The 12,825-nt window shown below is 51.9% G+C and carries 13 protein-coding genes; 6 read left to right on the top strand and 7 right to left on the bottom strand.

What is annotated here, in order from left to right; genetic code table 11:
* Positions 1-72 precede the first annotated feature (72 nt).
* Positions 73-1,176 (top strand): phosphoribosylaminoimidazolesuccinocarboxamide synthase, encoded by a 1,104-nt coding sequence (locus tag AACZ64_RS10115; protein WP_293615234.1) that lies wholly within the window; start codon positions 73-75, stop codon positions 1,174-1,176.
* 26 nt (positions 1,177-1,202) lie between these two features.
* Here the strand turns inward: AACZ64_RS10115 and AACZ64_RS10110 are convergent, their stop codons facing one another.
* On the bottom strand, positions 1,203-1,754 hold the full coding sequence (locus AACZ64_RS10110) for a MarR family transcriptional regulator (RefSeq protein ID WP_293615233.1): 552 nt from the start codon (positions 1,752-1,754) through the stop codon (positions 1,203-1,205).
* Between the two features lie 238 nt (positions 1,755-1,992).
* On the opposite strand from AACZ64_RS10110, the gene ectA reads away from it, so the two are divergent.
* The 5 genes from ectA to AACZ64_RS10085 all read left to right on the top strand — a co-directional run bounded on the left by ectA (position 1,993) and on the right by AACZ64_RS10085 (position 7,480).
* On the top strand, positions 1,993-2,502 hold the full coding sequence (ectA, locus tag AACZ64_RS10105; protein ID WP_293615231.1) for a diaminobutyrate acetyltransferase: 510 nt from the start codon (positions 1,993-1,995) through the stop codon (positions 2,500-2,502).
* A 28-nt stretch (positions 2,503-2,530) separates the two neighbouring features.
* Positions 2,531-3,892 carry a diaminobutyrate--2-oxoglutarate transaminase gene (ectB, locus tag AACZ64_RS10100; RefSeq protein WP_293615230.1) on the top strand — a complete coding sequence of 454 codons (1,362 nt, stop codon included), beginning with the start codon at positions 2,531-2,533 and terminating at the stop codon, positions 3,890-3,892.
* Between the two features lie 90 nt (positions 3,893-3,982).
* Positions 3,983-4,387: an ectoine synthase gene (locus tag AACZ64_RS10095; protein WP_293615229.1), complete on the top strand. Its 405-nt coding sequence runs from the start codon at positions 3,983-3,985 to the stop codon at positions 4,385-4,387.
* A gap of 61 nt (positions 4,388-4,448) precedes the next feature.
* Positions 4,449-5,888 carry an aspartate kinase gene (locus AACZ64_RS10090; protein WP_293615228.1) on the top strand — a complete coding sequence of 480 codons (1,440 nt, stop codon included), beginning with the start codon at positions 4,449-4,451 and terminating at the stop codon, positions 5,886-5,888.
* A 170-nt stretch (positions 5,889-6,058) separates the two neighbouring features.
* Complete coding sequence (locus AACZ64_RS10085) at positions 6,059-7,480, top strand: sodium/proline symporter (protein WP_293615227.1); 1,422 nt, start codon at positions 6,059-6,061, stop codon at positions 7,478-7,480.
* Here AACZ64_RS10085 and alr read toward each other — a convergent pair.
* From alr to AACZ64_RS10055, 6 genes are all read right to left on the bottom strand, one after another.
* Positions 7,468-8,562 (bottom strand): alanine racemase, encoded by a 1,095-nt coding sequence (gene alr, locus AACZ64_RS10080; protein WP_293615226.1) that lies wholly within the window; start codon positions 8,560-8,562, stop codon positions 7,468-7,470. The genes AACZ64_RS10085 and alr overlap by 13 nt on opposite strands.
* Before the next feature lie 41 nt (positions 8,563-8,603).
* Positions 8,604-9,461 carry an aminotransferase class IV gene (locus AACZ64_RS10075; protein ID WP_293615225.1) on the bottom strand — a complete coding sequence of 286 codons (858 nt, stop codon included), beginning with the start codon at positions 9,459-9,461 and terminating at the stop codon, positions 8,604-8,606.
* 104 nt (positions 9,462-9,565) lie between these two features.
* Positions 9,566-10,432 (bottom strand): glutamate cyclase domain-containing protein, encoded by an 867-nt coding sequence (locus tag AACZ64_RS10070; protein ID WP_339639988.1) that lies wholly within the window; start codon positions 10,430-10,432, stop codon positions 9,566-9,568.
* A 21-nt stretch (positions 10,433-10,453) separates the two neighbouring features.
* Positions 10,454-11,395, bottom strand: a complete 942-nt coding sequence (locus AACZ64_RS10065) for a biotin-dependent carboxyltransferase family protein (protein WP_293615223.1) — start codon at positions 11,393-11,395, stop codon at positions 10,454-10,456.
* Positions 11,392-12,072: a 5-oxoprolinase subunit PxpB gene (pxpB, locus tag AACZ64_RS10060; RefSeq protein ID WP_339639986.1), complete on the bottom strand. Its 681-nt coding sequence runs from the start codon at positions 12,070-12,072 to the stop codon at positions 11,392-11,394. The genes AACZ64_RS10065 and pxpB overlap by 4 nt, the downstream gene beginning before the upstream one ends.
* Positions 12,072-12,803, bottom strand: a complete 732-nt coding sequence (locus AACZ64_RS10055; protein WP_293615220.1) for a 5-oxoprolinase subunit PxpA — start codon at positions 12,801-12,803, stop codon at positions 12,072-12,074. Before AACZ64_RS10055 ends, pxpB begins: the two co-directional genes overlap by 1 nt.
* Between the last annotated feature and the right edge of the window lie 22 nt (positions 12,804-12,825).

Raw genomic sequence — 12,825 nt, 5'->3', positions numbered from 1 at the left:
CTGGTAGATGTGAGCAAAAAAGCCCCAAACCATTCCAATAACACTACCTGCCCGCTGACAGGACTCATAACCATGAAACTCGCAGACAAAGTTCTCGCCGTTAACAATGATCTCCCTATTCGCACTGATGCGCCTGTGCACAGTGGCAAGGTACGCTCAGTCTACTGGCTTACAGAAAAAGACAGTCTCAGACTGATAGAGCAACAGGGTTATGATGTGGCGCCCGATGCACCACTTGCCATCATGGTAATCAGTGATCGTATTTCTGCATTTGACTGCATCTGGCATGGCGAAGGCGGCATGCATGGCGTTCCCGGCAAGGGGGCCGCACTGAATGCCATTTCGAACCACTGGTTCAGGTTATTTCGCGAGAATGGTCTGGCAGACAGCCACATTCTGGATATCCCACATCCTTTGGTCTGGATTGTACAAAAAGCCCAACCGGTCATGATCGAGGCTATCTGTCGCCAATACATTACCGGCTCCATGTGGCGTGCATATGCCAAGGGAGAGAGGAAGTTCTGCGGCATCCAGTTGCCGGACAATCTGAAAAAAGACCAGAAACTGCCAGAATTACTGATTACGCCATCCACCAAAGGCATACTGACGGGTTTACCGGGTATTCCAGAAGCGGATGATGTGAACATCACCCGACATGATATTGAAAGAAACCATGCAGCCTTCAATTTTCGCAGTATTGACGATATCGATCTCTACGAAAACCTGTTGCGGGAGGGTTTCGATGTCATCAGCCGTGAATTGGCTGCACTGGACCAGATTTTTGTGGATACCAAATTTGAATTTGGCTATGTCAAAGACAAAACCGGTACCGAAAAGCTGATTTACATGGACGAGGTTGGCACTCCTGACTCCTCCCGCATCTGGGACGGTCAGAGCTATCGAAACGGCGAAGTGGTCGAAAACTCAAAAGAAAGTTTCCGGCAATTGCTGCTCAACCACTTCCCGGATCCCGACATCCTACTCAACAAAGACCGGATGACCGAACGCCAGGCGCTGGCCAGAAACAACGAGCTGCCCGCAGATGTTTTGCTGGAGGTTTCCAAAACGTATGTTTCGATTGCCGAAAAGATCATCGGGGGAAAACTACACCTACCTGACCGGCCGAAAGCGGAAATCATGGATATCCTCAGTAGCCGATACGATCTCATTGTCTAATCTTAGCTATGTGATTTCCTGGCCAATCAGTCTGCAGCCGAGGTTGAACGCCCTTTGGTTCTACCTTCCAATGGTAAAGTACCTAGCTCTGTCAAAGACGAAGGACTATCCAGGACCCCCAAGTCCAGCACTGGCGAGGCATCGATATATTCAGCATCCATCATTTGAGCGACTCGCTGCAACGCAGAAACAATCATGGCCTGCTCCCAGTCACTGAGATTGGCATACTGGCGCGAAAAATGCTGCTGCAAGGGTGTGGGAGCATTCTTCAAGACAAGAACTGCCCTCTCTGTCAAAAAAGCATGCACTTTACGTTTGTCTGTCGATGACCGGACACGGTAAACCAGTTGTCGCTTCTCGAGTCGATCAATAATGGTAGTTACCGTCGCCTGACTCAGACTGATTTCGGCGGCCAGCTCACCAATAGTCACCTGCCCCCGGTCACGAATCGCCTGCAGTAACAAAATTTGCGGCACAGTCAGACCGGACGTTTTAGCCAAGCGTTTGGAATAAAGGTCTGTCGCCCTGATAACCCGCCGCAGTGCAACCAAGACATGTTCGATAGAACCACCTCTCATAATCAATTTATACCGCCCTGTTATGGAATACACCCACTCTGTCGCCCGCCCCCAGGGCGGCACCAAACTGGACATTTTAATGCTTTCGAGTATAATGTTTAGAGCTCTAATTATATAGTTTAATTATTTTTAGACATAAGGAAGTCATTGCTGGCTTCCAAGTAAAATGAACAACTTTCACAAGAAAATATTATTTGAGCTATAACTTTTATTAACAACGGGAATTTTGTCACTTCTTATGGACCGTAAAATAACACTTCGTCCACCAACGCCGGAGGACGGCGTGCGGGTACACCAACTGGTTGCCCAGTGTCCTCCTCTCGACCCTAACTCCATCTACTGCAATCTGCTGCAATGTACTCATTTTTCAGGTACATCTGTGGCAGCAGACATTGAAGGAGAACTGGTCGGTTTTATCTCGGGTTATCGCCCACCACAAAAAACCAGCACACTGTTTATCTGGCAGGTCGCTGTCGGCGAAAAAGCGCGTGGTCAAGGTCTCGCCTCTCGGATGTTAGTGAATATTCTCACCCGCGATGAGTGCAAAGAGGTCAACCATCTTGAGACCACTATCACTGAAGACAATCAAGCTTCCTGGGCATTGTTCCAGGGACTGGCGGACAAATTACAAGCCCCTCTGACCCAGTCTCCACAATTTGACCGTGAATTGCATTTTGCCGGTCAACATGACACAGAGGTATTGGTCAGAATCGGCCCTTTTAAGCAGCCCGTGACCACTGAAGCCTAATTCCAGAAAAGAACTAATTGAGGAAATCATGAAAATTTTTGATGAAATTGAATCTGAAGTACGCAGTTACGCTAGAGCCTTCCCACGTTTATTCAACAAAGCTCAAGGCGAATTTATCTATGATGAAGACGGCAATCAATATCTGGACTTTCTGGCCGGAGCAGGCTCCCTGAATTATGGGCATAACCACCCGGTGTTCAAGGAAAAACTCCTGGAATATATTGAGCGGGACGGCATCACCCAGGGTCTTGATTTACATACTCAAGCCAAAGGTGAATTTCTGGAAAGCTTTAACGAGAATATTCTGAAACCCCGGGATTTAAACTACATAGTTATGTTTACCGGCCCAACCGGGACCAATGCAGTAGAGGCCTCACTCAAGATTGCGCGGAAATATACGGGACGCGAGAACATTATCTCGTTCACTAATGGTTGGCACGGCCAGACACTCGGCGCTCTGGCCATCACCGGCAACTCAACCCACCGCGGCGGTGCTGGTATAACACTGCCAGGCGCCACAAGAATGCCCTATGACGGCTATTTAGGTGATGATTTTGATACCACCAACTTATTGGACAAAGTCTTGTCAGATTCCAGCAGTGGTGTCGACAAGCCCGCAGCCGTTATCGTCGAAACAGTTCAAGGCGAGGGCGGCATCAATGCTGCGTCGATGACCTGGCTGAGAAGCCTGTCAGAAATCTGCAAACGCCATGACGTGTTGTTGATTATCGATGATATTCAGGCTGGCTGTGGTCGCACCGGTACATTTTTCAGTTTTGAAGAGGCCGGCATATATCCTGACATTGTCACTTTATCCAAGTCATTGAGTGGTTATGGCCTGCCATTCTCTGTGGTTCTGATGAAACCGGAGATTGATGAATGGAAGCCGGGCGAGCACAACGGCACTTTCCGAGGTAATAACCACGCATTCGTCACTGCCAAAGCGGCCATCGATCACTTTTGGAAAGATGACAAATTTGCCAAGGAGATTCAGAAAAAGGGCCATTACATTGCTGATCGAGTGGACAAGATCGTCAACCAGTACGGTGAGGGAAACTTCAACTCTCACGGCCGTGGTATGTTCAGGGGTATCAATTGTGTCAACGGTGAACTGGCTGAGCAGATTACCCGGCGGTGTTTCCAGAAAGGATTGATTATTGAAACCAGCGGTGCGGATGATCATGTAGTCAAGTTCCTCTGCCCACTGACAATCCGTCAGGAAAACCTGGAAAAAGGCATCGATATTCTTGAGGAAGCAATCAAGGAAGTTTGTGCCAAGGCAGACTCGATCCCCGAGGAAAAAGATTTTTTCGAAGGCGACTATTCGGTCAGTGATGAAGTTGACAAGGGCACGCCGAAAAGAACCGGGTCCAACCCGATTTCAGCCTGATAGATACCGGGGGCCTGTCTCCAGTCAATACAGGGTATGCATATATCTGGCGGGGTCTGTCCCGCCTCGTTACAGACAGCAGAGGTCACGATGATAGTCAGACAACTTCAGCAAGCAGAAAAAACCTCTCGCAGAATCGTCTCTCCCGACGGCAACTGGGCAAGTACACGGATGCTACTCAAAGATGATCAGATGGGATTTTCTTTCCACATTACAACAATTTATGCCGGAGCCGATTTCCGTATGCACTACCAGAACCACCTGGAATCTGTTTACTGCATATCTGGAGAGGGTGAAGTGGAAACATTGGACGACGGCAAAAAATATTCGATTAGCCCCGGAACCCTCTATATTCTTGATCAACACGACCGTCATATCCTGCGATCCTTTAAAGAAATGACAATGGCCTGTGTATTCAATCCTCCGCTCAATGGCAAGGAAGTACACAACGCCGAGGGTGCGTATGAGCTGGATGCAGATTCAGTCAGCCAATGAGGGACAAAACCCGATCCAGCTCAGGAAAATGGAAAAAGATTCAACAGGAGACAATCCTTTAATGAGTTTTCACAGTGTGGAAAAAATCGGCGGCACTTCAATGAGCAACTATGCCGCCGTTAGAGACAATATTATTCTTAAACCCACAGGCGATACGCTTTATCAGCGTATCTTTGTGGTGTCCGCCTATGCCGGTATAACGGATCAACTGCTGGAGCATAAGAAAACGGGCAAAGCCGGTGTTTTTGCCTCATTTGCCAATGGTGTCAATGACGATAGCTGGCTGGATCTTCTTAATGAATTAAGAACCCAGGTTATTGAAATCAACAGCAACCTATTCGGCGACCCGGAAATGCTCGCCGATGCCAACCGGTTTATCGGTGATCGGCTCGATGAGGCCGAACACTGCCTGAGCGATCTGAAAAAACTTTGCCAACACGGCCACTTTGCACTGGATGTGCATTTGGCAACCGTCCGTGAAATGTTGGCCAGCATTGGTGAAGCACACAGTGCCTGGAATACTGCCCGGCTGCTTCAGAGAGATGGTGTCAATGCCTGCTTCGTCGATTTAACCGGCTGGAAAACCACGCGACACATGTCCCTGGATGAACGAATTAAAGTCACTTTTGAGGACATAGATCTCGAGAGTCAACTGCCCATCGTCACCGGCTATGCCCACACTCAGGATGGATTAATGTCCAGTTTTGACCGGGGTTACAGTGAAATGACTTTCAGTCGTTTGACCGTGATCACGAATGCGCGTGAAGCCGTTATCCATAAAGAATTCCACCTCAGCAGTGCCGATCCCCGTATCGTGGGCGACGACAATGCCGTACCCATCGGTCGCACCAACTACGATGTGGCTGACCAGCTGGCCAATCTCGGCATGGAGGCGATTCACCCCAAGGCCGCCAAAGGTCTGCGTCAAAACAATATCCCCCTGCGCGTCAAGAATACTTTTGAACCGGAGCACGCCGGGACGTTGATTACCAGCGACTATATTAGTGAAAAACCTCGCGTCGAGATTATTGCAGGGTGTCGGGGAGTACACGCTATTGAACTGTTTGACCAGGATATGGCTGGCAATTTCAGCCGTTATGACACAACTATCCTGGGGTGTATCAGCCGGTTCAAGGCACATGTGGTTTCAAAGGATATCAACGCAAACACGATTACCCATTATCTGTCCACCAACCTGAAAACAGTGAAGCGCATTTGTCGTGCACTGGAAGAAAAATTTCCCGATGCAGAAATTAATAATCAGGAAGTCGCTATCGTATCGGCCGTCGGCAGTGACATGCAGGTACCCGGACTATTGGCTAAAACAGTAGGCGCGCTCGCGGAAAAGGATATCAGCGTGTTGGCGATGCACCAGTGCATGCGTCAGGTCGACATGCAGTTTGTGATCAACAAGGATCGCTGGGAAGATGCTGTACGAAGCTTGCATAGATGCCTTGTTGAGGTACACGATCACGGACGTGCCATATGCCTCGCATCCTGACCTGCAAACCAGCGACATTCATCCAGGCCAACACACCGGGGTGTGCGATACACGCGCACACCCCGGCAAATATATTGGGCCAGCCCCAACAGCGTTTTTGGCCGACCAAGCCATGAACTATCCGATTCTTCCGGTAGTCGCACCGTACCCGTGGATCGCCTGACTACACCATGATTCTCTCCTTCCTCTGCTTCCTCTTGATGTTCACCCTTGTAGGGGTTCTGTCTGCCAAGAAAAGCCGAGGAACAAAGCAGGACTATTACCTGGCCAGCAATACTGTCCAGCCGTGGCTGGTCGGGTTATCCGCTGTTGCCACCAATAACAGCGGTTACATGTTTATCGGTGTGATCGGCTACACCTACGTCGCTGGCTTGTCGGCTTTCTGGCTAATGCTGGGTTGGATCAGCGGCGATTACCTCGCCTCTCGATTTGTCCACGCCAGGCTTAGGGATGCCGCACCCCGAACCGGCGAAGTGAGCTATGCCGGGGTCATCAGCAACTGGTACGGCAAACGACATTCTGCCTTGCAGAGGACCATGGGGTTAATTTCATTGTCGTTTTTGCTGGTGTATGCAAGCGCCCAGCTGGTCGCTGGCAGCAAGGCCCTTCATGTGCTGTTCGACTGGCCCATCTGGGCCGGCGCGACTCTCTCCGCTTTTCTGGTAACCCTGTACTGTATTGCCGGCGGCATTCGCGCATCGATCTGGACAGATGCGGCGCAGTCAATAGTGATGGTTTTGGCTATGGGCTTGCTACTGGTTATAGCCACCAGCTCTCTGGGCGGTATTGATCAGGCAATGATCGAGATGGGCGCTATCGACGGGTTCATGAGTTGGTTTCCGGGTGATTTGCCTTTCCCCGGTCTGCCAGGGGCATTGCTGTTCGCCGCCAGCTGGTTATTTGCCGGTCTCTCAATTATCGGTCAGCCCCACATCATGGTGCGTTTCATGGCGCTGAACGATAATCGCAAAATGAACCAGGCGCGGCGCTGGTATTATGCGTGGTACGTGCTGTTTTATGCCATGGCGACAGCAGTTGGCATGCTGTCGCGGGTATACCTTTCCGATGCTGCAACTTTTGATGCCGAGCTCGCACTACCGGTGATGGCCCAGGCGCTGTTCCCACCCGTGCTGGTCGGACTGGTGCTGGCAGGCATATTTGCTGCCACCATGTCGACTGCAGACTCACTGGTTCTCGGCTGCTCGGCAGCCATCACCCACGATCTGTTACCCTACAATGTTGAACGCACCAGCGTGATGAAAATTATTACAGTACTCGTCACAGCCTTTGCACTGCTCTGGGCTCTACTCAACAGCCAGAGCGTCTTTAGCTTGGTTGTCATGGCATGGTCTGGCCTTGCTAGCGCTTTTGCACCCTTGCTGATCATCCTATGTCTGGGGGGGAAACCGGGATCCGGTGTGAGCATCCTGGCCGTCTGCTCGGGACTTCTGGTCGCACTGGGCTGGCGTATGATGGGGTGGCACGATTTCGTCTATGAGGGCATGCCGGGCATTCTGTCGGGATTTTTGATCCTGTGCGGTGCTCTCTTTCTATCCAGAAGAAGGGAGGCCCAACTCACTCAATCACTGTAGACCCTCGGCACCCTGCGGGGCATCCTGGTTAACAGCTCGTAACTGATCGTACCCGCACAACCCGCCACTTCGTTGACGGAGAGGCCTTTACCCCAGAGGATCACTTCATCCCCCACCGCCACCGTCGGCAGGTCCGTGACATCCACCGTTATCATGTCCATTGATACGCGGCCCACCATCGGGCAGCGCTGCTTATTGACCAGCACCGGCGTGCCATCTGGCGCATGTACCGGATAGCCATCGCCATAGCCGATTGCAACCGTGGCAATCCTGCTGGGCCGTTGCGCCGACCAACGCGCACCGTAGCCCACTGAGTCCCCTACGGGAACATCCCGCAAAGCAATGACGGAAGAGCGCAATGTCATGACGGGTTGTAATCTGTCGGCTTCCGCATGAGGAACAGAAAAAGGGGAACTACCATAAAGCATGATCCCCGGCCTGTTCCAATCAGCGTGGGTCTCCGGCCAACCGAGTAGCCCCGCAGAATTATCAAGACTTAATGGCACAGTATCGGCATTTGCCAAACTGGCCACTCCTGTCTTGAATTGCTGTAACTGTCGATAAGTCAGATCACTCGCCAACTCATCGGCACAAGCAAAGTGGGTGGCAAGCACAATATCGCTGGCAACATTGCGGCTGGCGGCCAATATCCGATAGGTAGACTCAATCTCGTCAACCGCAATACCCAGTCGGTGCATGCCGCTATCCACACAAATCCAGACAGTTACGGGGGTTTTCAGCGATGCTCTCAAGATCGACTGTTGTTGCTGTTTATTCACCACTGAGAGCCAAAAACCGAGTTCAGCGGCCAGGGGTATTTCGTCGTCGGAGAAAGTCCCCTCCAAAAGGCACACAGGCTTGGTGATGCCCCCTTCACGGAGCTCTACTGCCTCCTCCAAACAGGTAACACCAAAGGCGGGAACCAGCGGCTCAAGGGCGCGAGCAACAGGTAACACACCGTGTCCATAGGCATTGGCTTTGATAATCGCCATTGTTCGGGAATTGGGGGCCAGACTTTTTGCCAACTCGCAATTGTGCCTGAGGGCAAGGAGATCAATATAAGCTTTTGCTGGTCTCGACATAATGCTTTCACCAAAAAGTACAGGCGGGCTGATGCACTCTATTAATAATTAAACTTACCGGCCGTATAAATGCGCTGGGCAGCCAGCCAGACATCGCCCACTTCCCCGCTTCCGACGGGCTTGCCATCGACCTCAATAACAGGCACCACTTCTTTTGAGGAACTCGTCAGCCAGATTTCGTCCGCATTGAGCACTTCTTCCATCAAGACAGGTCGTTCCTGCACGGCGATAGATCCGTCTTTGCGCAGTAGTTCCAACAGAATATGGCGGGTAACTCCCGGTAATTTCTGGCTATCCAGCGCTGGAGTAATGACTTCCCCGTTTTTAACGATGTAGGCATTACAGGCACTGGCTTCTGTCAGCTCACCACGCTCATTGAACAGCAGAATTTCATCAGCACCCTGCTGAAAACCCTGCTGAAAGTGCATGACATTACCCAACAATGCAGTGGACTTGATGTGGCAGCGATCCCATCGCAAATCGCGATCAGTGACAACCCGGTAGGGTCTAACCCGATTTTTGTCCGCCACGGGTGCAGCGGGAATCGCATAAGTGAAAGCAAAAATGGTAGGGGTGATATTTTCCGGGTAAGCATGAAAACGGCGGACATCGGCGCCGCGACTCACATGCAAATAAAGACCGAGATTGCCACCACCATTTTTATCGATGAGTGTATTACAAACCACGCGCCACTGGTGTTGCGACCAGTCAAGTGTTATGTCAATAGACCTCAGACCTTTCAGCATCCGCTGCATATGCAGTGAAAAACCGACGATCTCGCCATCATAGGACGGCAACACTTCATAAATACCATCGCCAAACAAAAAGCCCCGATCCATCGGCGAAATACGGGCTTCAACCATTGGCAGATAGGCGCCGTCGAGATAGACAATACTCATTAAGTTACCTTGTATCTCGCCGAAATAAAGCCGGCCAGCGGGGTCATAAAGCGGCAAATCTTAGCAGTGGGTATCCAGACAGGCAAAGTAAATTCCCCAGCAACTCAGCCTGACCCCTCAACACTGCTAACATCGATCAAATCACGCAACGAATTAACCAGAGCCTTACCCGTTTCACTGGGCAGGCCGTCTTCTGTCAGTGTGTTATCGAGGGTAACGCCATCGATACTGCCCCGACAGGCCAGGTATTCAAGTATGGCCCGGTTATCCCAGTCCGCCAGATAGTCTGTCCCTACGCAATAGGACATCATGGCTACCAACCCCAGCGCTGCCCAGTTGGATACATCCGCTATGACCAACTCGTCACAGGTGGTTATCGACGGAATAATGGTCAGTTCACCCAGTTTATCGAGCACATTACCCATGCCGATCTCATTGCCACCATCACCTAATGCAATGACCGGACAATCCGAGAGCTCAAGAAAGACATCAAAGCAGAGGGTACTGGAGTTGATATCCTCGCCGCGCATATTGTAATAATGCCCGTCAGCTGCGGGCCCGGGAAGTTCGATACTGACCATGAGCTCTGGCTGGCAATACGCTAACAGGTCGGCTACCTGCTGCCTGAGCCCTGCGGGACGACCAAGGGGCACGCGCTCCACGCAATAATCACCGCCTATGGCGTTAGCTAACACATCGCCACAAACCAGTATCGGCTCGGCACCAGTCTGTTCAAGCACTCGATAAAGCGCAATTGCACCGGCCGGCCCATCGGACTCAAAGGTGTCGAGCACAGGGAAACCCGTGCCGATCAATACCCGGCCAGAACAGCTCAACAGCCGCCTTGCTGCCCGCAGACAGTAGCCGGGTTTAAGGCTGGACTGAACGGATTGCATTCCCCGCAGATTGCGTGCCACCAGCAGGTGTTCAATGCTTTTGCTAACTGCCAACTCACGCCGGAGATCATTCATACGCCACCACAATATTAGCCATCAATCACAAACCTCGGGTTTTAGTTGCCTGTACATTCTGTCCGCCGCCAGTCGGATGCGACGGGCCTCCGCCATCGTGACGGACTTAAAAGAAATCAGACCACCCGGTTTTAATTGCGTGAGTTGTGACATGTCCAAAGAAATCACTGAGCCCAGCTTGGGGTAACCACCGATAGTCTGACGGTCATGCATCAGTATGATGGGCAGACCATCCGGAGGGATTTGTATCGCCCCCAGACAGATACCTTCGGATAAAAGATCGGGAAGATCAATATCAATGGGGGGCCCCGCCAACCGAGATGCCATCCGATCGGACTGACTCAACAATCGGTACTCGCTGGTAAAAAACCGTTGCTGCTGCTCATTTTCAACCAAGGTTGACTGATAACCACTCACCACCCTCAACAATACGCGGCCGCCATAAACCGGTCGATAGCCACGTCCCAGCGAGAGGCATTGACGACCCGAGGTGTCTGCACAGGGCAAATGGTCCCCAGCCTGCAACGGGTTACCTGACAAGCCTCCCAAACCTTCACGAACAACCGTCGCCGCACTGCCGAAGGTTGCGGGGATATTGAACCCATCAGCCACCGCCAAATAGGCACGCATGCCCCTGTGGGCATAACCCAACACCACCCTGTCACCGAATTTTACCCGGTGGCTACGCCAGCTCTCCTTTGGTTGCCCGTTAATGGTCAGTGGCATGTCTGCACCACAGAGGGCAAAAATCGTAGCTGCCCGGCATTCAAGTTCCAGACCGCCAATGGTCACTTCAAGAGCCGTTATGCCGCGATCATTCCCGCACAGGCGATTGGCCCAATTGAACGCAAGGGGATCGGCAGGACCACCGGCAGTCAACCCAAGGCGGTGATAGCCAAAGCGACCGGCATCCTGGAGAAGGGTCAGGACGCCGGGACGATCCACACGAAAACCACCCTTCATGCTAACCGGCCACCCCTGGCAAGAAAGGTTTCCCGGCTGATACTGAAAAAGCGTACCCGGTCACCCACCTGAAGCGGCATGCTGGGTTCGCTGAGGGGATCAAACATTCGCTCCGGACAAAGTCCAATCAAATTCCAGCCACCGGGGGAGTCCGCCGGATATACTGCAGTCTGTCGCCCGGCTATACCCACGCTACCACACGGTACCGAAGTTCTGGGTGTATCCAGTCTGGGCATGACAATGCGCGAATCGACCTCCCCGAGGTAAGCAAATCCCGGGGCAAAACCTATTGCGTACACAAGGTATTCCCGGGACTGGTGCAGAGCGATCACCTCCTCCACCGAGACTTTTTTGGCGCGACTGATTTCAGCGAGATCCGGCCCGGACTCCATGCTGTAGTAAACAGGTAATTCGACGAGTTTGCCGACTGAATCGTAAGCAGTTGGTGCAACGTCAAGTAGCGCTGTAATCTGCTGCTCAAGGGTTGTGGCTTCAATCCTCGAGAGATCGAAGATAACCAGTAGCGAGGCATAGGAGGGCACCAGATCAACCAGCACATCGGCTAACGCAGACTCCAGCACAACAGTTGCCTGCCGCACTCTGGCTGAGGTATCTGCGCTAACCACCTGATCAAAATAGATCATCAGCGCATTTTCACTAGCGGGAACGACTTTCATTACTCAAGTAATGCCCGGATTTCACGAATCACCGCGACGCTCTCCGGATTGTCACCATGAATACACAGGGTATCTGCTTTAATGAACAGTGCATCGCCATCCTCGGTCATAACGGAGCCATAACGTTTGAGCTGCTTAACCTGAGCGAGCGTTGTTTGCCTGTCGTGGACCGCACCGGGCTCGGAACGGGGCACCAACATACCATTGCTGTCATAGCGCCGATCGGCAAAAGCCTCAAACCAGAGCGTGACGCCCAGTGCTTCGGCCTCACGACGGTGCAGCTCAGCTTCGGGAGTGGCTTGCATGACAAGATGAATCGGTCGATAAAAACCGGCTACGGATAACATCACTGCACGACGAAGTTGATCATCCACCATCATGTCGTTGTATAACGCCCCATGGGGTTTGACATAGGATAGAGACAGGTTTTGCGAACGACTCATTCCGTCTAGTGCCGATATCTGATAATGCATAAGCGCAACAAGTTCATCGTTCGAGCAAGTCATGGAACGGCGCCCAAAACCCTCGCGATCAAGGTAGCCGGGGTGTGCCCCAACCATCACACTGTATTTTGCCGCCAGATTGAGCGTCCGCTGTATCATCAGGTGATCACCGGCATGGTAGCCACAGGCAATGCTGGCCTGGTGAATGTAGGGCATCACCGCTTCGTCTGCGCCAACCAATCCGCTATCAATGGTTTCGCCGAGATCAGCGTTCAACATCAATGACATCACAAACCTCTCTGAAGCCGAG

Origin of the sequence: uncultured Porticoccus sp. (assembly GCF_963975625.1) — a bacterium.
Taxonomy (GTDB): Bacteria; Pseudomonadota; Gammaproteobacteria; order Pseudomonadales; family Porticoccaceae; genus Porticoccus.
This window is presented reverse-complemented; position numbering and strand designations above follow the sequence as displayed.